The organism is Microbispora sp. CA-102843 (genome assembly GCF_050936215.1).
In the GTDB taxonomy this organism is placed as follows: domain Bacteria; phylum Actinomycetota; class Actinomycetes; order Streptosporangiales; family Streptosporangiaceae; genus Microbispora.
In genome coordinates this window covers 6290923-6311800 of record NZ_JBNJNF010000001.1, presented here as the reverse complement: position 1 = coordinate 6311800, position 20878 = coordinate 6290923, and the positions used below count along the sequence as shown (strand labels likewise).

General features: G+C 69.5%; 19 protein-coding genes and 1 tRNA gene. 6 read left to right on the top strand and 14 right to left on the bottom strand.

Annotation, left to right across the window (positions count from 1 at the left end):
• Nucleotides 1-65: 65 nt before the first annotated feature.
• Together ACQEVJ_RS29190 and ACQEVJ_RS29185 are read right to left on the bottom strand one after the other, a co-directional pair.
• Entirely contained in the window at nucleotides 66-995 is a 930-nt protein-coding gene (locus ACQEVJ_RS29190) for an anti-sigma factor RsbA family regulatory protein (protein WP_433106504.1), read from the bottom strand.
• Between the two features lie 77 nt (nucleotides 996-1072).
• A complete protein-coding gene (locus ACQEVJ_RS29185; RefSeq protein WP_433106502.1) occupies nucleotides 1073-2878 on the bottom strand; it encodes a SpoIIE family protein phosphatase in 1806 nt (601 codons plus the stop codon).
• A 97-nt stretch (nucleotides 2879-2975) separates the two neighbouring features.
• Here ACQEVJ_RS29185 and ACQEVJ_RS29180 point away from each other — a divergent pair, with 97 nt between their 5' ends.
• A complete protein-coding gene (locus ACQEVJ_RS29180; RefSeq protein WP_433106500.1) occupies nucleotides 2976-3686 on the top strand; it encodes an ANTAR domain-containing protein in 711 nt (236 codons plus the stop codon).
• 43 nt (nucleotides 3687-3729) lie between these two features.
• On the opposite strand, the gene ACQEVJ_RS29175 is transcribed toward ACQEVJ_RS29180, so the two are convergent.
• On the bottom strand, nucleotides 3730-4086 hold the full coding sequence (locus tag ACQEVJ_RS29175; protein WP_433106498.1) for an STAS domain-containing protein: 357 nt from the start codon (nucleotides 4084-4086) through the stop codon (nucleotides 3730-3732).
• Nucleotides 4087-4272: 186 nt separating this feature from the next.
• On the opposite strand from ACQEVJ_RS29175, the gene ACQEVJ_RS29170 reads away from it, so the two are divergent.
• From ACQEVJ_RS29170 to ACQEVJ_RS29160, 3 genes are all read left to right on the top strand, one after another.
• Nucleotides 4273-5052, top strand: coding sequence for a SigB/SigF/SigG family RNA polymerase sigma factor (locus ACQEVJ_RS29170; protein ID WP_433106496.1), 780 nt, complete (start codon nucleotides 4273-4275; stop codon nucleotides 5050-5052).
• Nucleotides 5053-5172: 120 nt separating this feature from the next.
• Complete coding sequence (locus tag ACQEVJ_RS29165; RefSeq protein WP_433106494.1) at nucleotides 5173-5589, top strand: ATP-binding protein; 417 nt, start codon at nucleotides 5173-5175, stop codon at nucleotides 5587-5589.
• Between the two features lie 15 nt (nucleotides 5590-5604).
• Entirely contained in the window at nucleotides 5605-6903 is a 1299-nt protein-coding gene (locus ACQEVJ_RS29160; RefSeq protein ID WP_433106492.1) for an NAD(P)/FAD-dependent oxidoreductase, read from the top strand.
• Between the two features lie 46 nt (nucleotides 6904-6949).
• Here ACQEVJ_RS29160 and ACQEVJ_RS29155 read toward each other — a convergent pair whose 3' ends face one another.
• The 6 genes from ACQEVJ_RS29155 to ACQEVJ_RS29130 form a co-directional block, all read right to left on the bottom strand.
• A complete protein-coding gene (locus ACQEVJ_RS29155; protein ID WP_433106490.1) occupies nucleotides 6950-8944 on the bottom strand; it encodes an ABC transporter ATP-binding protein in 1995 nt (664 codons plus the stop codon).
• Nucleotides 8941-10674, bottom strand: coding sequence for an ABC transporter ATP-binding protein (locus ACQEVJ_RS29150; protein WP_433106488.1), 1734 nt, complete (start codon nucleotides 10672-10674; stop codon nucleotides 8941-8943). The genes ACQEVJ_RS29155 and ACQEVJ_RS29150 overlap by 4 nt, the downstream gene beginning before the upstream one ends.
• Before the next feature lie 157 nt (nucleotides 10675-10831).
• Nucleotides 10832-11230: a CBS domain-containing protein gene (locus ACQEVJ_RS29145; protein WP_433106486.1), complete on the bottom strand. Its 399-nt coding sequence runs from the start codon at nucleotides 11228-11230 to the stop codon at nucleotides 10832-10834.
• A gap of 142 nt (nucleotides 11231-11372) precedes the next feature.
• The gene (locus ACQEVJ_RS29140; RefSeq protein ID WP_433106484.1) at nucleotides 11373-11567 is read right to left on the bottom strand and encodes a hypothetical protein; all 195 of its coding nucleotides are present in this window, start codon (nucleotides 11565-11567) and stop codon (nucleotides 11373-11375) included.
• A gap of 9 nt (nucleotides 11568-11576) precedes the next feature.
• On the bottom strand, nucleotides 11577-12491 hold the full coding sequence (locus tag ACQEVJ_RS29135; protein WP_433106482.1) for a hypothetical protein: 915 nt from the start codon (nucleotides 12489-12491) through the stop codon (nucleotides 11577-11579).
• 2 nt (nucleotides 12492-12493) lie between these two features.
• Nucleotides 12494-13138, bottom strand: coding sequence for a hypothetical protein (locus ACQEVJ_RS29130; RefSeq protein WP_433106480.1), 645 nt, complete (start codon nucleotides 13136-13138; stop codon nucleotides 12494-12496).
• Between the two features lie 118 nt (nucleotides 13139-13256).
• Here ACQEVJ_RS29130 and ACQEVJ_RS29125 point away from each other — a divergent pair, with 118 nt between their 5' ends.
• The gene (locus ACQEVJ_RS29125; RefSeq protein WP_433106478.1) at nucleotides 13257-13592 is read left to right on the top strand and encodes a DUF6458 family protein; all 336 of its coding nucleotides are present in this window, start codon (nucleotides 13257-13259) and stop codon (nucleotides 13590-13592) included.
• 9 nt (nucleotides 13593-13601) lie between these two features.
• Here ACQEVJ_RS29125 and ACQEVJ_RS29120 read toward each other — a convergent pair whose 3' ends face one another.
• Nucleotides 13602-14036 carry a hypothetical protein gene (locus ACQEVJ_RS29120; RefSeq protein WP_433106476.1) on the bottom strand — a complete coding sequence of 145 codons (435 nt, stop codon included), beginning with the start codon at nucleotides 14034-14036 and terminating at the stop codon, nucleotides 13602-13604.
• Between the two features lie 92 nt (nucleotides 14037-14128).
• Between ACQEVJ_RS29120 and ACQEVJ_RS29115 the strand changes: the two genes are divergently transcribed.
• Nucleotides 14129-14202 (top strand) — tRNA-Pro (locus tag ACQEVJ_RS29115).
• A gap of 443 nt (nucleotides 14203-14645) precedes the next feature.
• Here the strand turns inward: ACQEVJ_RS29115 and ACQEVJ_RS29110 are convergent.
• From ACQEVJ_RS29110 to ACQEVJ_RS29095, 4 genes are all read right to left on the bottom strand, one after another.
• Nucleotides 14646-16010, bottom strand: coding sequence for an MmgE/PrpD family protein (locus ACQEVJ_RS29110; protein ID WP_433106474.1), 1365 nt, complete (start codon nucleotides 16008-16010; stop codon nucleotides 14646-14648).
• 122 nt (nucleotides 16011-16132) lie between these two features.
• Complete coding sequence (locus ACQEVJ_RS29105) at nucleotides 16133-17134, bottom strand: MBL fold metallo-hydrolase (RefSeq protein WP_433106472.1); 1002 nt, start codon at nucleotides 17132-17134, stop codon at nucleotides 16133-16135.
• 121 nt (nucleotides 17135-17255) lie between these two features.
• Nucleotides 17256-18014: a tripartite tricarboxylate transporter permease gene (locus tag ACQEVJ_RS29100; protein WP_433106470.1), complete on the bottom strand. Its 759-nt coding sequence runs from the start codon at nucleotides 18012-18014 to the stop codon at nucleotides 17256-17258.
• A 105-nt stretch (nucleotides 18015-18119) separates the two neighbouring features.
• Complete coding sequence (locus ACQEVJ_RS29095; RefSeq protein WP_433106468.1) at nucleotides 18120-20873, bottom strand: ABC transporter permease subunit; 2754 nt, start codon at nucleotides 20871-20873, stop codon at nucleotides 18120-18122.
• Nucleotides 20874-20878 lie beyond the last annotated feature (5 nt).

The window sequence follows — 20878 nt, the reverse complement described above, 5'->3', positions numbered from 1 at the left end:
GGCACGATCGATGTAGATGATGTTTACCTTACTCTGATTCGCGCTAAACGCCTAATCGGGAAAAATCACGTCGACTCCTGCAGCCGCGACGTGGCCGTCTGCAGCCTGATCCGGCAGCCGCCCTCCTCTCGCCGGATGTCCACGTAGTCGCAGATCTGGCGGGCTACCCACAGGCCGTCCCCGTGCCGCTCGTCCGGGCCCGGGGGAGTGAAACCGGAGAGCGGATCACACTCCGTCTCATGGCCGGCCCACAGGTCGCACACCAGCGCCCCGAACGTCTCCCATACCCGGGTGGTCAGCGGCAGACCCAGGTAGCGGGCCGCCTCGTGCACGGCCACGCACAGCATCGCGGCCCTGTCCTCCGCCAAGCCGTGGAGCCGGGCCTGCTCGCCGGCGAAGTGCCGCACGCGGCGCAGGTGGCCGATCGTCGCGACCGCCGCCTCCGGGGGAGCCTCCGGCAGCGGTTCGCGGTCGCACTCGCCGATGAACCGCGCCGGGTCGGCGTACGCGGGGGAGGGCCGCCGCTCCCGGCCGCCGACGCTGATCGAGGGGTGGGTGCGCAGCGCGTCCTCGACGAGGCCGGGATCGGCCGCTCTGGTGTCGTACGGGCAGATCATCCACACGCCCGTGCCTGCGAGGATGACGTTGAGCCCCGACTCCATCCGCTTCCAGGCCACGACGTCGCGGGCGGAGCGGCCCGCCCACACCGGCTCGGCCAGGATGCGGACCCGCCCGCGCGCCGCGTTGCGCTCCCAGTAGCGCAGGAACGCGGTCGCCCGCTGCGGGGTGCGGCGGCCGAAGTACGCGCTCTCGGCGTAGTCGACGCGCCGGGCGTCGTCGCCCAGCGCGGCGCCGAGGAGATCGAGGTTTCCCGCGGTCGTGGTGACCATCACCGGCTCGCCCTCGTCCAGCCCGTCACGGACGAACGGCACGGCCATTCCGAGGAACTCGTCGTCGGAGCCGTACAGACCGGCCTCGTGGATCAACTCACTCATGCCGCCTCCTTGCCTGGCGGCTCGGGGCTCCGCATCCACCTCAGTCCACCACTTCCCCGTGGCGGCGGCAAATCCCGTCAGCGGGATCGGCGCAGCGTGAGGAGGGTGATCTCGTCGACCGCGTGGCTGCCGCAGAAGGCCCGGTGGTCCTCCTCGATGGCCTTGACGACCGCGCCCGGGGTCTGCCCGGCGCAGCGGGCGAGGGCCTCGGTGAGCCGCTGCTCGCCGTAGTTGTCCCCGGCGGGGCTCTGCGAGCCCACCAGGCCGTCGCTGTACAGCACGAGCGTCTCCCCGGCCGACAGCGTGAACTCCTCGGTCGCGGGGACCGAACCCTCCTCGAAGCCGAGCGGGACCCCGCCGCCCTCGGAGAACCGGACACCGCCGCCCGGCTGGATCAGCGCCGCGGGATGGTGACCCGCGGAGGCGAGCCGCACCTTGCGGCCCCGGACGAACCCGGCGGCGGCCATCACGAACAGGCCCGTGTTCTGCGCGACGAGGGCGTCGCTGACCTTGCTCAGGGCCTGCCCCGGGTCGTCCTCCCACACGCTCAGCACGCGCAGGCCGTTGCGGACCATGGAGGTGACGGCGGCCGCCTCCTCGCCGCGACCCGCCGCGCTGCCGATCACGAAGCCCCATCCGTTCTTCACGGGGAACACGTCGTAGAACTCGCCGCCGATGGCGCGCATGCCGGAGCCGGGGTGGTAGGCGGCGGCGATCTCGAAGCCGGGGATGTCGGGGAGCGTGCGGGGGAGCACGCCGCTCTGCAGGGTGTCGGCGGCCTGCGCCCGGCGCTGGAACCCCTGCTGGGCCCGCATCGCCAGGCCGAGGTGCAGGCCGATCTCCTCCATCAGGCCCAGGTCGGCCAGGCCGAACGGCGGCCGGTCGCGCAGCCGCACCAGCGTGAGCACGCCGCGCGCCTCGTCGTCGGCCCGGATCGGCACGCTGAGCAGCGAGCCCCCGCGCATCGCCTGGAGCACGCCGTCGCCGAGCAGGGAGTCGTCGGTCAGCATCTCGTGGACGACGCCGCTCTGCGTCGTCATCACCTGCTCCACGACCGGTGCCAGCGCGGGCGGGGCCTCCTCGACCGTCCGCTGCAGCCGCCCGACCGGCTGGTCGCTCGGCCCGATGACGACCGACCGGATCAGGCCGCCGTCCCTGGCGACGTCCGCGATCACCCAGTCGGCCGTCTCCGCGGCCAGCAGGCGGGCCGCCCGCAGCAGGGCGACGGGCTCGCGCAGGCTCTCCTCGTCCAGGAGCAGCCCGGTCAGCCGCGACAGCAGCTCGTGCCGCCGTGCCGCCGCCAGGACCGCGGCGTCGTCGGGCGCACCCGTCTGCACGGCCGGCTCGGGCAGCTGGACCTCGGTGGGCAGCACGACTCCGGCGATCATCTCCTGCGGCTCGCCCGGCATGCGCAGGCGGCTCAGCACCAGCCGTACGGTGTGGGCGCGGCCCTGGTGGGCCAGCCGGGTCTGGAACGAGGCGCTGTCGTCCCCGTGGAGGACGGCGGCGAAGCGTTGCCGGAACGCGGCGCGGGCGGTCACGTCGACGAGCAGGGGGAAGGCGCGGCCGATGAGGTAGCCGGCGGGGCTGCCGAGCAGGCGGGTGGTCTCGTTGTTGATGCGGCGCACCGTGCCGCCCGTGTCCATGATGATCACGGGGATCGGCAGCGCGCGGAACACCTGGCGCAGCAGCTTCTGCTCCCGCTGACTGCCGCCGTCCCTGCGCCTGCGGCTGCGCGCCAGCTCGCTCAGGGCCTTGCGGACCAGTTCCTCGGCGGCGTCCAGCTCCCGTAGCATCACACCCGGATCGGGATCGTCCCGTAGGGTGGCCATGCGGTCGGCGAGCCCGCTCAACGCGCGCTCAAGCTCGGCGGTGTCGGGCAAGCTGCCCCCCTCTCTCGACGTAGACGCTACGCCAAACCCCGGGTCTAATCGATCCAGCCTGGATTAACCCGGAAACTATGGGAATGGTCTTTCTACCATGGAGACGACATCCATCCTCGCGCGTGACCTCGCGGCGCTCGGCCGTGTGACGGAGGGCACGTCGGCCGAGAGCGTTTTGCGTGGCATTACAGAGGCGGTCGCGCGCGGCGTGCCCGGCTGCGCCGGTGGCACCGCCGAGTTGTGGATGGAGGGGCGGGTGCTGCTGGCCGCCTCCCACAGCGAGCTCACCGTGCTGATCGACCGCGAGCGCGACCTGCGCGAGGGCCCGTCGAGGGAGGCGCTGTCCACCGGGCGCCCGGTGACGATCCCCGACGTGATGCGCGAGTCCCGCTGGTCCCGCTACGCCGCCACCGCCGTGCGGCACGGGGTGCGCTCGGTCCTCGTCGTGCCGATCGCCGTGGACAACGCCGTCGTGATCATCGGTCTGTACGGCGTGCGCTCCGGCGTGTTCAGCTCCGGCGGCCCGCTCATGGCCCTGCTGCGCGAGCAGGTCACCGTGGCGCTGGCCAACATCTGGGAGTTCGACGACGTCCTGACCGGTGCGGCGCAGATGCAGGAGGCCCTGGCAGGCCGGTCGGTCATCGACCAGGCCAAGGGCATCATCATGTCGAAGAGCGGCTGCTCGGCAGAGGAGGCGTTCGAGGAGCTCAGGCGGGTGTCGCAGCACCACCAGGTCAAGGTGGCCGACCTGGCCAAGCTCCTGGTCACCGAGCACCAGCAGAAGCACGGGGGAGCCGCCCCGGCCTGAGCGGGGCCGTACGCGCGCGGCGGCGGGTGGCGGCGGGCGGGGCTCAGGCGGCGAACGCGGCCAGGGCCTCGTCGAGGGTGTCGAACAGGGGCAGCCGCTCCGACAGGCCGGTGACCCACATCACCTTGGAGTTCGGGTACTGCACGGAGACCAGCGCGAAGTTGCCGCCGGCCGTGGTCGAGCGCTGCCAGTGGTGCACGATCAGGCCCAGCGCCCGGGAGTCCATGAACGTGACGCCGCCCAGGTCGAGGACCATGTCGGGGCCGTGGTCGTCCGCCGCGGCGTCCAGATAGTCCGAGAACTGCTCACGGGTCGTGGCGTCGAGGACACCGTTCACATGGATCACCACGATGTCTCCCGCCATGCTGGACGACAGGGACAGCAGTCCGTTGATAGACACCTCGCGCCTCCTCTGCGGCAACATTACTGGTGCCGAAGGGGTGGTGATACTCCTGATTTTGGGGCAATATACTGAAGCAGAGGTCCAGCAGAGGGCCTCGTCTCGATACTGTAGCGAGGCGTGCCTTCTGCGTGGTTACCCCAGCGCGTAGGCGCCCTCGCGAGAAAATACGAGGGGACTGCGCAGATGGCTGCCGAGGTCCGTGCAGAGACCGTCAGCAATCCGACCGCCGAAGAGCTCCTGGCCCAGCTGGCCGAGGACGGACTGTCCGAGGAGCGGCGGGAACGCCTCCGTGAGAAGATCGTAGAAATGCACCGTCTGATGGCGAGGGACATCGCCCGGCGGTATCTCAACCGCGGTGAGCCGATGGAAGACCTCCTCCAGGCCGCGTACGTCGGCCTCATGAAGGCCATCAACGGCTTCGACCCAACCCTGGGCCACAGCTTCCGCGGCTACGCCATGGTCACCATGACGGGCGAGGTCAAGCGGCACTTCCGGGACCGCACCTGGGCCGTCCGGGTGCCCCGCCTCTACCAGGAGCGCCGGGCCGAGCTCAACCGGCACGTCGCCGACATGACCCAGGAGCTGGGCCGGTTCCCCACCGTCGCCGAGCTCGCCAAGAAGATGGGCCTGTCGGAGGAGGACATGCTCCTCACCATGGACGCCTCCGCGGCGTACAGCACTCTCTCCCTCGACGCGCCGATCGGCGCCGACGACGACGCCGCCGCCCTCGGCGATGTGATCCCCGAAGAGGACGACGCGCTCGACAACCTGGTGGACACCGAGGCGCTGAAGCCGCTCATCGACCTTCTCCCCGAGCGGGAGAAGAACATCCTCCTGCTGCGTTTCTACGGCAACATGACGCAGGCCGAGATCGCGGCGGAGTTCGGCATATCGCAGATGCACGTCTCACGGATCCTCCGCAAGACCCTCGACCAGCTCCGGGCGGAGCTCGTCGCAGGATGAGAGGATGCGATGATGCCCGGGACACCGCCTGTGCCCAGGCGGTGTCTCGGGGTATCTTCGTCCTGCCCACAGCCCATAGATCCTGAGACGGCCACATTTCCGGCGGGAGGCGTGTACCGGGTGAAAGATGACGGCGTTCCCGCGCACGTCACCAGAGCGGCAAGGGAGCGTGCCTTCTCCTTAGCCGATCTGCCCGATCTGCGGGAGTTCGCCGCCGCCGAGGCGCTGCGTCGCGGTATGCGGGAGGACGCGATCGGCGACTTCCTCGTCGCGCTCAACGAGGTCGCCACCAACGCGGTCACCCACGGGTCGACCAAGGCGCGGCTGGGCATCTGGCGCGAGGGGCCGGCTCTGGTGGTCGCCGTGCACGACGACGGCCGGGAGTGGCGTTTCGAGGGCGAGCCGGGCCACGACCCTCCTCCGGAGGACGCGACCAGCGGCATGGGGCTGTGGGTGGCGCGCCTGCTGAGCAACGAACTCCACGTCACCACCGGTCCCAGAGGAAGCACGGTGACGATGCGTTTCCTCCTTGAGTAGGGGTAGGGGACAGCCATGGCTGTCCCACGGATTCTGATCGTCGGCGGCGGATACGTCGGCATGTACACAGCACTCCGCCTGCAGCGCAGGCTCCGCCGCGGCGAGGCACTTGTGACCGTCGCGGACCTCGACTCCTACATGACCTACCAGCCCTTCCTGCCGGAGGCGGCCGCCGGGAACATCGAGGCGCGGCATGTCGTCGTCCCGCTCAGGCGGGTGCTGAACAGGTGCCAGATCCTCAGCGGGCGGGTCACCCAGGTGCGGCTGGCCGACCGCAAGGCGGAGCTGACCCCGCACGAGGGGCCCGATCTCACCATCGACTACGACTACCTCGTCGTCGCGCCGGGCTCCATCTCACGGCTGCTGCCGGTGCCAGGACTGGCCGAGCACGGCATCGGATTCAAGACCATCGAAGAGGCCATCGCCCTGCGCAACCACGTGCTCGGCCGCCTCGACATCGCCGCGTCCACCCCGGACCCCGAGGTCCGCCGCCGGGCGCTCACCTTCGTCTTCGTCGGCGGCGGTTACGCCGGCGTCGAGGCCCTGGCCGAGTTGGAGGACATGGTCGCGGGCGCCCTCAAGTACTTCGAGGGGATCAGGCACGAGGACATGCGCTGGGTGCTCGTGGAGGCCACCGACCGCATCCTGCCCGAGGTGGGCCCGGACATGGGCAAGTGGACGGCCCAGCAGCTGCGCGAGCGGGGGATCGAGATCCGCATGGGCACGCTGCTGAAGTCCGCGGAGGACTGCCACATCGTGCTGAGCGACGGCGAGGAGTTCGACGCCGACACCCTCGTCTGGACGGCGGGCGTCAAGCCGAACCCGCTGATCGGCGCGGGCGACCTGCCCCTGGACAAGAAGGGCAGGATCAGGGTCGATCCGTTCCTGCGCGTGCACGGCACCGACTTCGCCTTCGCCGCGGGCGACTCCGCCGCCGTCCCCGACCTCACCCGGCCGGGCGAGTTCTGCCCGCCCAACGCCCAGCACGCCGTACGGCAGGCCCGCACGCTGGCGGACAACCTGCTGGCGGCGCTGCGCGGGGAGGCCCAGCGGCCGTACCGGCACAAGTACGCGGGGTCGGTGGCGAGCCTGGGACTCTACAAGGGGGTCGCGCAGATCTACGGCCGGGAGCTTCGCGGCTTCCCCGCCTGGTTGATGCACCGCACCTATCACCTGACGCGGATGCCGACCTTCAACAAGAAGACCCGGATCCTCATGGACTGGACGCTCGGGCTGTTCTTCCCCCGGGAGATCATCTCGCTGGGGGCCATCGAGGAGCCGCGCAAGGAGTTCACCCTGTCCGCCCGCTCGTGACCCGCTGTGGGGGAGTGCCGCGTGACCCGAGGTCACGCGGCACTTCTCACCTCACTTCTGTGGGGGTGTCGTCGCCGGCCAGGGCGCCGGCGAATTGGGCCGAGTAGAGCCGGTGGTAGGCGCCATGGGCGGCGAGCAGTTCCTCGTGGGTGCCGTGCTCGACGATGCTCCCCGACTCCATCACCAGGATGAGGTCCGCGTCGCGGATCGTGGACAGCCGGTGGGCGATGACGAAGCTGGTCCTGTCGCTGCGCAGCGCGGCCATCGCGTGCTGCACCAGGACCTCGGTGCGGGTGTCGACCGAGCTGGTCGCCTCGTCCAGGATGAGCAGGGACGGGTTGGCGAGGAACGCGCGGGCGATGGTCAGCAGCTGCTTCTCGCCGGCGCTGATGTTGCCGCCCTCCTCGTCGATCACGGTGTCGTACCCGTCGGGAAGGGTGCGGACGAACCGGTCGACGTACGTCGCCCGCGCCGCCGCCTGGATCTCGTCGTCGGTGGCCCGGGGGTTGCCGTAGGCGATGTTGTCGCGGATCGTCCCGCCGAACAGCCAGGTGTCCTGGAGCACCATGCCGATCTGGGAGCGCAGGTCCTCGCGGCGCATCGCCGTGATGTCGACGCCGTCGAGGGTGATGCGGCCCGCGTCCAGCTCGTAGAAGCGCATGATCAGGTTGACCAGCGTGGTCTTCCCCGCGCCGGTCGGGCCGACGATCGCGATCGTGTGCCCGGGCTCGGCCACCAGCGACAGGTCCTCGATGAGGGGCTGCTCCGAGTCGTACCTGAAGGACACGTGCTCGAACTCGACGCGCCCCCGCCGGGTGGCGGGCAGCACCGGGTCGGCGGGGTCGGGCTCCTGCTCCTCGGCGTCCAGCAGCTCGAAGACCCGCTCGGCGGAGGCCACCCCCGACTGCAGCAGGTTGGCCATCGAGGCGACCTGGGTCAGCGGCTGGGTGAACTGCCGGGAGTACTGGATGAACGCCTGGACGTCGCCCAGGCTCATCGACCCGCCGGCCACCCGTACGGCGCCGACGACCGCGATGGCGACGTAGTTGAGGTTCCCGATGAACATCATCGCCGGCATGATGATCCCGGAGATGAACTGGGCGCCGAAGCTCGCCTTGTACAGGGCCTCGTTCCGCTCCCGGAACACCTGCTCGACCTCGGGGCCCCGCCCGAAGACCTTCACCAGCTCGTGACCGGTGAACGCCTCCTCGATGTGGGCGTTCAGCGTGCCGGTGTGGGCCCACTGGGCGACGAACTGCTTCTGCGAGCGCTTGGCGATCTGCCCGGTGACGATCATCGTGACCGGGATCGTCACCAGCGCGATCGCCGCGAGCAGCGGCGAGATCACGAACATCATGACCAGCACGCCGATCACGGTGAGCAGCGAGCTCAGCAGCTGGCTCAGCGTCTGCTGCAGGGTCTGGGACACGTTGTCGATGTCGTTGGTGACCCGGCTGAGCAGCTCGCCGCGCGGCTGGCCGTCGAAGAACTTCAGCGGGAGCCGGTGCAGTTTGTCCTCGACGTCGGCCCGGAGGCGGAAGACGGTGCGCTGCGTCACGTCGTTGAGCAGCCGGCCCTGCAGCCACATGAACAGCGACGCCGCGACGTAGAGCCCCAGGACCCAGGCCAGGACCGTGGCCAGCGCGCCGAAGTCGATGCCGTGACCGGGGACGACGTCCATGCCCGCGAGCATGTCGGCGAAATCGCCGTGGCCCGAGGCGCGCAGGGCCTGCACGGCCTGCTCCTTGGTCGTTCCCGCGGGCAGCCGGCCGCCGATCACACCGCTGAAGATCACGTCCGTCGCGCGGCCGAGCAGCTTCGGCCCGATGACGGAGAACACCACGCTGATCACGGCGAGGCCGACCACGGCCAGGATCTTCGGCCGTTCGGGGCTCAACCGCCGCAGCAGCCGCCGGACGGAGGGGCCGAAGTTCATCGACTTCTCCGCCGGCATCTGCCCGCCGAAGGGCCCGAAACCGCCGCCTCCGGCGGGCCGCGGTCGCGCCGGTGCTGTGGGCCGTGCCGTGGGCCGGTCGCTCATACCGCACTCCCCGCGGTCAGTTGGGACTCGACGATCTCGACGTACGTCGGGCAGGAGCCGAGCAGCTCGTCATGCGTGCCGATGCCGACGACGACGCCGTCGTCCAGGACGACGATCTGGTCGGCGTCGGCGATGGTGGAGACCCGCTGGGCGACGATCACAACGGCGGCGTCGGCCGTGTGCGGGCGCAGAGCGGCGCGCAGCCTGGCGTCGGTGGTCAGGTCGAGTGCCGAGAACGAGTCGTCGAACAGATAGATCTCGGGCTTGGCCACCAGCGCGCGGGCGATGGACAGGCGCTGCCGCTGCCCGCCGGACACGTTCGTGCCGCCCTGGGAGATCGGCGCCTGAAGGCCCTCGGGCATCGCCTCGACGAAGTCGCGCGCCTGGGCGACCTCCAGCGCCTCCCACAGCTCCTCGTCGGTGGCGTCCGGGTTGCCGTACCGCAGGTTGCTCGCGACGGTGCCGGTGAACAGGTACGGCTTCTGCGGCACCAGGCCGATGCGCGTCCAGAGCATCTGGGGGTCGAGGTCGCGTACGTCCACACCGTCGATCAGCACGGCGCCGGACGTCGCGTCGAACAGCCGGGGCACCAGGGAGACCAGGGTCGTCTTCCCCGACCCGGTGCTGCCGATGACGGCGGTGGTCTGTCCCGCGGCCACGCGGAAGGAGATGCCGGACAACACCGGCACCTCCGCGCCCGGATAGCGGAACTCGACGTCACGCAGCTCCAGCTCGCCCCGGCGGTCCACCTGCCGTACGGGATGCTCGGACGGGCGCACCGACGACTCGGTGTCCAGCACCTCGGCGATGCGCTCCGCGCAGACCGCGGCGCGCGGGATCATGATCGAGATGAAGGTGGCCATCATCATCGACATGAGGATCTGCATCAGGTACATGAGGAACGCGGTGAGGGCGCCCACCTGCATCTCGCCGCTGTCCACCCGGGCGGCGCCGAACCACAGCACCGCGACACTGGAGGCGTTGAGGATCAGCATCACGGTGGGGAAGATGAGCGCGGTCAGCCGCCCCACTCGCAGCGCCGTCCCGGTCAGCTCGTCGTTCGCCTGGGCGAACCGGCGAGTCTCCTCACGCTCCCTGACGAAGGCCCGCACCACGCGGATGCCGGAAAGCTGCTCGCGGAGCACCTGGTTCACCACGTCGATGCGGGTCTGCATGGCGCGGAACTGCGGGACCATGCGGAAGACGATCAGCCCGATCGAGACCAGCAGCACCGGGACGCAGACCAGCATGAGCCAGGACAGCCCGACGTCCTGACGCAGGGCCATGATGATGCCGCCGACCCCCATGATGGGCGCGGCGACCAGCATCGTGCAGGTCATCACCACGAGCATCTGGATCTGCTGCACGTCGTTGGTGTTGCGGGTGATCAGCGAGGGAGCCCCGAACTGGGCGACCTCCCGCTGCGAGAAGCCGCTCACCCGGTGGAAGATCGTCGACCGGACGTCCCGGCCGAACCCAGCCGCCACCCGGGCACCGTAATAGACCGCCGCGATCGAGCAGGCGATCTGGACGAGGGACACGGTCAACATCCAGCCGCCGGTGGCCAGGATGTAGCCGGTGTCGCCGGTGGACACCCCCTGGTCGATGATGTCGGCGTTCAGGCTCGGCAGGTACAGGGAGGCGATGGTGCCGACGAGCTGGAACAGCACCACCGCCGTGAGCGCGGGCGAGTAGGGCCGCAGGTACGTGCGGAGCAGACGACTCAGCACGGCTGCGGTCCGGGGCGGACGGTGGGGTGCGGGGAGGGCAGAAGCATGCGGAATACGGTATATGAGCAGCTAGCTCACGTACGCATGGTTTTCGGCAGGAGCGAACAGGGGGCCGTCGTCCGCTGACCCCGATGGAGACGCGGGCGTCCAAGGGCCGTCAGGCGGGGGCGGGTGTCTGGTCCGCGTGGAGGCTGAGGGTGAGGTCGGCCAGGGCGACGACGCCGACCGGGTGGCCGTCCACGACCACCGGAAGCTGGTGCACGTCCTTCTCGCGCATCCGCCGCGCCGCCTCGGCCACGTCCTGGTCAGGGCCGACGGTCACCACGTCGCAGGTGCACAGCGTCGCCAGCGGGGTGGCGGCGAGGTCCCTGCCCTCCGCGACCGCGCGTACGACGATGTCCCGGTCGGTCACCAGCCCGCGCAGCCGGCCGTTCCCGACCACCAGCACGTCGCCGATCCCGCGGTCGCGCATCAGCTTGGCGGCCTTGACCACCGGGGCCTCCTCCGGCAGCGTGGCCGGATCGCGCGTCATGACCTCTTCCACCTTGTGGGGCATCTCGTCTCCTGAGGGGCCGGTGAGACCGACGGCATGCGCGGCGAATTCGGCGGTCTCGCGGTCTCGCGGGAGGCGTGCTCCCGCGAGACCGCTTCGTGCTTTCAGGGGTCTGTCTTCCAGTGAAGACGTTCGGCCCGCGGGGTCAGCGACGGACGCGTCCGCCGCGCCAGCCGCCGCGCCAGGAGTTCACCCCGGCGGTGCCGACGCCGGCCTGGTGCAGGGACAGCAGGCACAGGCCGAGGGCGAGCAGCGCGGTCAGGCCGATGCCGATGTTCGCGTTGAGGAGATCGAGGAGGAAGGCGATCCCGAAGACGACCGCCGCGGCGATGGCGAGCATATTGTTACCTCACTTCCGGGTCAGGTGGGCTAGTAACGCGTGGTACTCGTGCAGGGCCAGGCGCAGCGCCTCCGTGTCGCCCCGCTCGTTGTCCTTCCACTGGTCGAGCAGCGCCTGCCGGCGGCTGGTGAGGGCCGACAGGGCCTCCTCCACCAGTGCGTCCGCCTGCTCGACCGACTGGCGGGGATCGTCGACGAAGCCCGTCTTGATCTCGCGCCACCGGCCGTCCAGCGCCTCGTCCAGGACGGACGCCGTGCCGGAGGCGGCGGTGGTGGCCGTGACGGGGTAGGCCACCGGGCCGTCGACGGTGGCGCCGGTAGTGGCGCCGGTAGTGGTGTCGGTAGTGGCGTCGCGGGAGGTCGCGGTGTCCCCGGCGGTCACATCGTCCCGGGCGTACCCGGTGCCGTCCGTCTCCGGGTCGCGGTCCGCGTCGTCGCCGTAGGTCTCGTAGGTCTCGTACGCGCCGGTCGCGGTGTCGCCGGATCGACCGGCCGGGGTGCGGTCCTCGGCGTGGTCGTCCCTACGGTCGCCCGCGACGAGGCGGTCGCCCTCGGCCGTGTGCCTGCCGCCGGTCCCGGGCGACGTGAGGACGTCGCCGCCCGCCTGGCCGTACGGCTCGCGGAAGCGGGGGCCGTCGCCGTCCGCGTACCCGTCGGCGGTTTCGTCCGTCTCCGCGTCACCGCCGGTTTCCCGGGTCGTGCCGTCCGGGTACGTGCGGTCGCCGGCGTCGCGTGCCGTGCCGTCCGTGTAGCCGGCGGTGTACGCGTCGCTGGGGGAGTAGACCGGGCCGGGGCCCTCGTGCTCGTCCCGTCCGGCGTCCGCGAGAGCCCTCTCTCTGCGAGCCTCCTCCTCGAGGGGCTCGGGGGTCTCGGGAGTCGGCTGCTCGGTGACATTGTCGCGCTCGTCGTACCTGTTCGTCCGCATCGTTATCGCCCCGCCTTCCGTACGTCCGCGTGGTGGCCGTTCATCGAGGCGCCGTCGTAGCCGTCGGTGGTGGCGTACGCGGCACCGTTGACGTGGTCGTTCAGAGGAACGCCGGCGCCGTCGCCGAGCAGCTCCTGGAACAGTGCGCGGTAGTGGACCATCGCCTGGCGGAGCTCCTCTGTGGTGGCGTCCTGCCGGGCCGCGCGGCTGCTGATGTCGTGGGCCTTGCGGTAGTGGTCGAGCGTGGCGGAGTGAGCCACCGACAGGTCGCTCAGGCGCTGCTCGAACTCGTCCGTGGGATAGCCGCGCTCGGCCATCACCGCGGTGACCAGGGCGTCCGCCTCGGTCACGGCGAAGCCGGGAGCGTCGACGAACCGCTCCTGCACCTCGGTCCACTTCCTCGCGTACCCTTCCCGGGTCTGCGGGTCGAGCGGGCGGATGTCCAGCTTGGCGTGGCGCTCCTCGCGGGCGAGTAGTTCCTGCTCGGCCTCCCTACGGCTGTCGCTCTCGCGCACCGCCCGTTCGTACTCGGGCCCGAAACGGTCCTGCAGGTGGCGCCGGCGGTTGCGGGCCGGCACAAGGTAGCCGACTGCCAGGATCACCAGCACGGCGACGATCACGACGGCCACCCATGCTACGGCGGTCATATCTGCCTCCAGGGGTGATTGCGTTGTTCATCCGCACTGCCCGGGAATACGGCCTTCACGCCTTGCGTAATCGTGGATTCTGCGGGTAAAGGGCCGTTGACCAGCAGAGGAGGTAGCCATGGGCTTCGGGGCCAGTCTCGCCTTCATCGCGGTCGGCGCGGTTCTCGCGTTCGCCGTCAAATGGGACGTTCCTGGAATCGACCTACAAATGATCGGCTGGATTCTCATGGCCGTGGGGGTCGTCGGTATGGTGCTGACCGGTCGCTACACCCGCCGTCCACGGACCGAGGAGATGGTGGAGACCATCGAGCCGGACACGATGTATACCGTGGACCCGGCGGCCGAACCGCACGTCCACGTCCAGGAGACCGAGTCGCACACCGCCGTCCACCCGGGCGAGCGCCACGTGCACGTACGCGAGGAGACGACGCCCCTGCCCCGCGACGGTGTGTGAGCCGTACGGTCAGGGAGTGGTGCCCGCCGCGTCCGTGGCTTCGCGGGCCTCGGCGAGGACCCGGGCGACGTGTGAGTCGTCCCCGGCGGGCACCTCGTGGAAGCCCCGCTCGGGGTCGTAGGCGATGTCGAGCCCGTCGTCGACCAGCCGGCTCGCCCACCGCAGGGCGGTGTTGAGCCTGTCCTTGGGGATCTGCCGGCCCTGGGCCGCGGCGGAGAGGTTCCGGAGGTTGGTGGCGGGGCCGCTCTGGCTGTGCTCGCGCCGGAGCTTCCACGGCAGGGCGCGGCCGTGGTCCGTCATCGGCTTGGACAGGCCGGCCGCGCGCTTCGCCTGCAGGATGCCCGACTCCGTGACGCCGAAGTGCTCTGCCAGGCGGGCGTTGGTCCACCCTTCGGCGGCCAGCCGGACGAGTTCTTCCTGGTCGATGCGCGCCTTCCTCCCCATGATCGCCAGCCTAGGCCCACTGGCGCGGTTCGTGTACGCACGAGGGCGGAAACTGCGCTAAGGTTTGGGTGTGCCCGGGGAGACCAGGGCAACGGGACGTAGCGCAGTTTGGCAGCGCACTTGACTGGGGGTCAAGGGGTCGTGGGTTCAAATCCCGCCGTCCCGACACTGTTCTAGCAGGTCAGAGGCCTGATCACTCTCAAAGTGATCAGGCTCTTTTGATGTCTGACCGTCGTTTGACCGTGAAGCTGAACGTGCCAACCGCTCCCGACTGGTGCCCCTAAATACTGGTGCTTACCAGGGGATCCACGGTCAACGAAGGTGCGCGTGGCCGCCGTGTTCAAATGAGTTCGTCCATCAGGGCAGAAGCTGTCCGTTATGGCCGGATCTCGTGAGGTCGTGAATCTACAATGTAAAGGCCGCGCGGTTGAGTCTTCATTTCAAGACGTCCTCGCGGAGCGGTCCCTCAGCAGGGTGATCGCCCTGGGTCGGAGTGTCAGCGATCGGCAGCAGTGACCAAGGACTTGTGCTGTCCAGACCTTGGCAACGTCTATGCCGCTGACTCGACGGCGACTACGTCTGCTGCGCCACGTACAACGGCCATATGCGTCACCTCTTGAGTAGCGTGGTCAGCTCCGAGACGTCCTCGACCTGCTCAATGTTGTGGACCATCTCAACGATCTGGTCCACCGCATCGTTGTTGAGTTCGGTCGAGGCCAGCGTGTGGAATTTCTCCTCGACCTCCTGGACGGTGAACTGCCGCTCGCCACGTCCCACCGCGTCTTGGACGAAGCTCTTGTACTCACGTCCGTCCTTCGTAATGAGCTGCAGCCGGCAGCTGAACCGTCCGGAGATATCGGGGTCGAGGGAGACGCCGATGCTCTCCATCAGCCTGGCGAAGTTCGGATTGGCGAGGTGCCTGTCCAGTGCCTCGGCGCAGGTGTCCGCCGGGAGAATCGGCCGGTTCTCGACCAGACCCACGGCCAGGACGTACGGCAGGTAGAACTGGGCTCCACGGGGGGTCAGATCTCCCAGCAGCGGCGAGCCGACAAGCCCGAAAGCGTCGCGGGGGAGGTCCACATGGATGCGGGCGATGCTGTCGATCGCGATGTGGTGCTCGCGCAACATGTCCCAGCAGCCGTCGATACTGGAGTGGATGTAGCCGCAGCAGGCGTGGCGCTTACGGTTGGGCGCGTCCAGGTGCCAGCTCTGCCCAAGCCCCTCGGTCAGCACCTCGGCGTTCCAGCTGGTGGCGACGCTGCGTAGGTAGCCGCCATACTCGCTCTCATAGCTGTCGTTCGCTGCGGTGAGGCCCGCCTTGGCGTACATGGCCCCGAAGCTCCCGGCGTACACGTGCCAACCGCTGAAGAGCAGCGGTTTGACCTGGCTGCCGACCTTGGCGTTGACCATGGGCGAGAACGGCAAGAAGGTGAGGCCGACGTTGATCGCATCGAACGTGCCCTCGGTATCGAGACCGAGCAGTTTGGCGGTCTGGGCGGCCGCGCCGATGGTGTTGGGCGCCGCGATGGGGACGATGGCGCACTCGCTGTAAGGCTTGAGGGTGTCGAAGACGGAGTCGAGCACGCGTCCGACGACCTCGTAGGTCGAGACCATGCTCGTGATGAGGTCCCTGCCGGACAGGTGGTACGCCTCAGCTACGGCCAGGCCGACGGGTACGGTGACCAACGAGGCGTGACCCGCTGTGTTGTCGTCCAGTTCGAGGATGCTGGCCAGGCAGGAGTTGACCTTGGCTGCTGCCGGGACCGACAGCGGGTCACCGGAGACCGCAACCGTGGCGGCGTTCTTCCCGCCCGCCGCGCTCAGTTCCCTGTCGGCGGACAGGATGTTCTGGTTGTCGGGGTGGGAGAACCCCGCGACGACGCAGCCGATGGTGTCGAGCAGGGACATCCGCGCCTGGTGGGCAATGGCTTCGGGAATGTCCTCGTACCCTAAATCGGTGGCCCATTTGGCCAACGGGTACAACATGTACTGGTCGAGTCCGGGATCAAAGGACATCTACTTCTCTCCATTCTGTCGGCGATACTTGGACGGTCACCCCTGGGCGGCCGCGTGGGTAGGACGGGGAGGCGCCACGATCAGGACGAGTAGACCCAGATGCCGTTCTCGTCGCGCATATGGGCGCGCCCCTGGGCGCAGAGCACGTCCAGGTGAGCCAGCGTCTCCGTCACCGCCAGCATCTGGTTGAACGGGTCGAGTTCGGCCAGCCGCCGTTCCCGGCGGGTCCAGCGCAGCGCCCGGGCGATCTCATATCCCGTCGCGGCGCCCGCCCGTACGGCCTGCTCGGTCTGCGCCAGTCGGCGCTCGTGGTGGGCGAGCAGTTCCATGGCGCGTACGTGCACGCTCCCGCCGGCTGGGCCGTGGGCGGGCAGCAGCAGCCGATCAGGTTCTTCGAGTACCAGCGCCAGCGACGACAGGTAGTCCGCGAGGGGAGTCCGCCGGGTAACGGCCTCGAAACCGATGGACGGGGTGATGTGCGGGAGGATGTGGTCGCCGGCGAACATCAGCTGGGCCTCGTCGTCGACGAAGACGACGTGCCCGAGCGTGTGGCCCGGGGTCGCCCGCACGCGCAGGGTTCTTCCGTCGAGCGGGACCGTCTGCCCGTCGTCGAGCCAGTGGTCGGGCTCTTCGTAGTCGTGCTTGTCGACGGGCTTCGGCCCGAGCCTGTCCAGGAGCTCGACCACGATGCCCGCCCCACCGGCGTACAGGAGGGCCCGCTGCTCCTGGAAGGGGCGGCGAGGTGTGCGCACCGACTCGATGCTCGCTCGCTCGCCCTCGCCCAACGACACCGACAGCCCTGCACGCCGGCGCAGGTCAACCGCCATGGTGTAGTGGTCCCGGTGGTGGTGGGTCACCAGGCAGCGGTCGAAGTCCTGCACTGCCAGCCCGAGGGAGGCCAACGCGGTGTCCAGTGCATTGCGGGCGGCGTCGATCTTCCATCCGCCGTCGATCAGGGTATTGGTGTGGCGGCCGGTGATGGCGTAGACGTTCACCGCTCTCAGGCCGTCATCGGGCAGGGGCAGCGGGATCCGGTGAACCCCGGGTGCCACCTCTTCCTGGCCAGGCGCGGTCCAGTCCACATTGCCTCCTTGTTCGTGTCGGGGCGCACAATTTCCCGTTCGTCGGCTGGTTCCCAGACTCACAACGGCGCGGATTCCCGATCCGGGACCCGGCAGCCAGGTGCGACGCAGTCCGGCCGGCCTACTCCTCCGACGCCACGATCAGGTTCTTCTGCCGGGTGTAGCCGATCATCTGGAAGATCAGCAGCACCGCCGCCACCGCCAGGATCACGCCTGACAGCGGCCGATTGAGCAGTATCAGCGGGTCCCCACCCGACATGAGGAGGCTGCGACGGAACGCCGCGTCGATCACGCCGCCGAGGATGAATGCCAGCACCAGCGGACCGGCCTCGAAGCCGTACTTCCTCATGTAGTAACCGAGGACGCCGGTGTTGAGCACGGTGATCGCGCCCAGGATCCCGGTCCGGGGCCGCAGCAACTGCACGAAGATCCTGACCAGCGGCAGATTGAGCACGAGCAGGACGACGTTGCCGATGAACATCGAGGCGAGCACGCCCCAGAAGATCTCGGGGTGGTCGGTGACGCCGAATCGGCCGGGATCCTTCGCCAGTCGCTTCTCCGCTGCATAGGAGACCATCGACGACAGCGTTCCGCTGGCGCCCGGAACGAGCCCGAGCAGCGAACCGATCACCGTGCCCCGGAGGATTGCCCACCGGGACGCCCGCAGATCCTTCCTGCCGGGGTAGACGCTGGAGAACCCGGCCCGCTCGGCGCTCTGCTCCGGCGGGTGGCGGAGGTTGTAGAAGAACTCGCCCAGGCCGAAGACGCCCATCGCCAGCGCGACGAAGTCGAGGCCCGCGAGCAGGTCGACCGAGCCGAAGGCGAGCCGTGCCGTATCGGTGACCGGATCCTGGCCCACCGCGGACAGTGCTTTCGTCACCTGCGTCGGTCTGGTTCCAAGGGCGTAAGCCCGCGTGAGCCGTCTGGAAGAACTGCGCGAGCCGCTGCGCTCGGCGCAGGGGTGGAGAGCCCATGTCGTCGGTCGTCAGGAGTCGACAGGGATGGCTGCGGAGGGAGCCGTGCCCGGCTCGGCCGTGGTCCGTGAGCCGAGGTAGGCGTCCAGGACTTCGGGCTGCGTGAGCACCTGCCGGGGTGGGCCCGAGGTCAGGAGCCGGCCCGAGCGGAGTACGGTCACCGTGTCGCAACAGGACGTGATCAGGTCCATGCGGTGTTCCACCAACAGGACGGCGACCCCGCGGTCGGCGACGGATCGGATCAGGTGACCGAGTTCCTCGGCCTCGTGGTCGTCCAGGCCTGCGGCGGGTTCGTCGAGCAGCAGGACCGAGGGCGCGGCGGCGATCGCGCGCGCGATGGCGACCAGTCGTCGGCGTCCGAAAGGCAGCTGTTCGGGTTTGAGGTCGAGGTCCGGCGCGAGGCCGCACTGGTCGATGGCGTCCAAGGTGTCAGGGCTCAGATGGATGGGGCCCGGATGGACCAGATCGGTGAGATAGCGGGTGGCGCTGCCGTCGTCACAGGCGACGGCGAGGTTTTCGCGTACGGTCAGGTCGGAGAACAACTCCAGGGACTGGAAGGACCGAATCAGGCCGTTGCGGTTGCGGCGGCGCACACTCCAGGCAGTGATGGCGTCGTCGCCGAGATGGATCGTGCCTCCGGACGTGGCGACGAATCCCGTCACCGCGTCGATGAAGGTGGTCTTCCCGGCTCCGTTGGGCCCGATGAGGCCGTGGACCTGCCCGGGCTCGAGGTGGAGCGATACGTCGTCGATGGCCCGCACACCGCCGAATTCCACCCGGAGGCCCTCTACACGCAGTGCCCGCTGGACGGTCACGCGGCTGGTCCGGGGTGGGGTGGCCGCCGTGGTGGAAGCCGTAGGTGACGGAGTCCCGGTGGGCCGGTCGGTCGTCCGCGCCCTGCCGGTACGGCTATCGGTGCGGCGGCGCCGGAGCAGGTGGCGCAGTGCCTGCCGGTTCTGTTCGAACAGCCCGTCGGGAGCGATGCGGAGTGTGACGAGCAGGAACAGGCCGCCGATGAGGGGGAGGTAGACGTTGATGTCGGGGATGCCGTGCAGCAGTTGGCTGACCAGGCCGTTGGGGATCATGAGCGATCCGACGAGCGCCCCGCCGATCATTCCGACGCCGCCGGCGACGGTGACGCCGACCAACACCAACGAGGTGAACACGGCGAACTGCGGAGTGAGGACCACCGACTGCTGGTAGGCCAGCAGGACCCCGCCGAGAGCGGCCACCCCGGCGGCCAGGGTGAAGGCGTAGGTTTTCGCGGCGTACACGCCGACTCCCAAGGCGGCGGCGGCGCGTTCGTTGGAGCGGACCGCCAGGAGGCGCCGCCCGACTGTTCCCCGGCGCAGGTTGGCCATGGCCAGGGCGACCGCGAACAGTGCGACCAGCGCGACCACGGCGTACCGTTCGGGGTGCAGCAGGGGGTCGATGTCCCAGCCGAACAGGGACGGCGGGGCGACGGTGAGCCCGGCGGTGCCGCCGTTGACGTCGTCGTTGTCCAGGATGAGCCGGTAGGCCACGTCCGCCAGGGCGAGGGTGACCACTGCCAGGGTCACCCCGCGAGTACGCAGGGACGGCAGCCCGACGAGGGCACCGATCGCCGCGGTGAGCAGCACGGCCGTCACGAGCGCGATCTCGAACGGCACCACGTCCGAGAGCCTGGCGGCGATGAACGCCCCGACCCCGGCCAGCGCGTACTGGGTCAGGGAAAGCTGGCCGGCGTAGCCCGTGATGACGACCACGGACAGGCAGACGATCGCGATCAGCACGGTGAAGGTGAGCGCGGTCAGCCATTGCTCGTTCATGCCGAACACGACCAGCGCGCAGGACAGGGCGAACGCCACGGCCAGTCGCGTGGGCTTGACCTGTCCGCTGCCCACGGCGGGCAGCCGGTCCAGCAGGTGGCTGCGCAGCGGCAGTCCACGCCCGCGTAGCACCAGCCAGACGATCACCGCGAGGAACGGCACCGCCGTGGACCATCCCGGGTTGTCCACGTAACGCTGCAGCCAGCCCTGCACCACGCCGATGCCGAGCGCGGCGGTGAAGGCCAGCGGGAAGGAGGCGAATCCGCCGATCATGGCTGCGGCGAGAGCGGGTAGCACCAGCAGCACCAGCTGGGTGGGCTCCAAATAGATGATCGGGCCGATCAAAGTTCCGGCGAAGCCGGCCAGCGCCGAGCCCAGCCCCCAGTTGACCATGGCGATTCGAGCCGGGGAGTGCCCCAGGCAAGCCGCCGCCTGCGGGTTTTCCGCGACCGCGGAGGTGACACGGCCAAAGGAGGTGAAGCGGTAGAACGCCCACAGCATGGCGGTGGCCGCACACCCCAGTAGCGTGATCGCGTACCGGTCGGCGCCGACGGGTGCCCCGGCGACCAGTTCCAGTGTCCGGGTGGGCAGCCAGGAGGGGGCCGGGCGGATGTCGATGCCGTAGGCGAGGATGACGGCCGCTTGCAAGACCATCAACACTCCCAGCGTGGCGATCACTCGCGTGAGCGGTGAGGAGCGGTGCATCGGCTGGATCACGAGTGCGAACACGGCGATCCCCAGGAGGGCGCTCACGGCGATCGCGCCGCACACCGCCACAGCGAGCGGAGCCTTCCACTGCGTGAACTGGTAGTAGGAGTAGGCGCCGATCATGATGAAGGCGCCCTGGGCGAGGTTGAGGATGCCTGAAGCCCGGTAGGTCAACACCAGCGCCTGGGCGACGATCGCGCAGATCGCGCCGGAGGCGAGCCCGAGCAGGGCGAACCGAAGGATGTCCATATGCG

Bases quoted from the DNA above. Each gene is read 5' to 3' on its own strand.
- ACQEVJ_RS29190 (WP_433106504.1), bottom strand. From the start codon at position 995: ATGAGTGAGTTGATCCACGAGGCCGGTCTGTACGGCTCCGACGACGAG.
- ACQEVJ_RS29180 (WP_433106500.1), top strand. From the start codon at position 2,976: ATGGAGACGACATCCATCCTCGCGCGTGACCTCGCGGCGCTCGGCCGT.
- ACQEVJ_RS29170 (WP_433106496.1), top strand. From the start codon at position 4,273: ATGGCTGCCGAGGTCCGTGCAGAGACCGTCAGCAATCCGACCGCCGAA.
- ACQEVJ_RS29160 (WP_433106492.1), top strand. From the start codon at position 5,605: ATGGCTGTCCCACGGATTCTGATCGTCGGCGGCGGATACGTCGGCATG.
- ACQEVJ_RS29155 (WP_433106490.1), bottom strand. From the start codon at position 8,944: ATGAGCGACCGGCCCACGGCACGGCCCACAGCACCGGCGCGACCGCGG.
- ACQEVJ_RS29145 (WP_433106486.1), bottom strand. From the start codon at position 11,230: ATGCCCCACAAGGTGGAAGAGGTCATGACGCGCGATCCGGCCACGCTG.
- ACQEVJ_RS29140 (WP_433106484.1), bottom strand. From the start codon at position 11,567: ATGCTCGCCATCGCCGCGGCGGTCGTCTTCGGGATCGCCTTCCTCCTC.
- ACQEVJ_RS29135 (WP_433106482.1), bottom strand. From the start codon at position 12,491: ATGCGGACGAACAGGTACGACGAGCGCGACAATGTCACCGAGCAGCCG.
- ACQEVJ_RS29130 (WP_433106480.1), bottom strand. From the start codon at position 13,138: ATGACCGCCGTAGCATGGGTGGCCGTCGTGATCGTCGCCGTGCTGGTG.
- ACQEVJ_RS29125 (WP_433106478.1), top strand. From the start codon at position 13,257: ATGGGCTTCGGGGCCAGTCTCGCCTTCATCGCGGTCGGCGCGGTTCTC.
- ACQEVJ_RS29120 (WP_433106476.1), bottom strand. From the start codon at position 14,036: ATGGGGAGGAAGGCGCGCATCGACCAGGAAGAACTCGTCCGGCTGGCC.
- ACQEVJ_RS29095 (WP_433106468.1), bottom strand. From the start codon at position 20,873: ATGGACATCCTTCGGTTCGCCCTGCTCGGGCTCGCCTCCGGCGCGATC.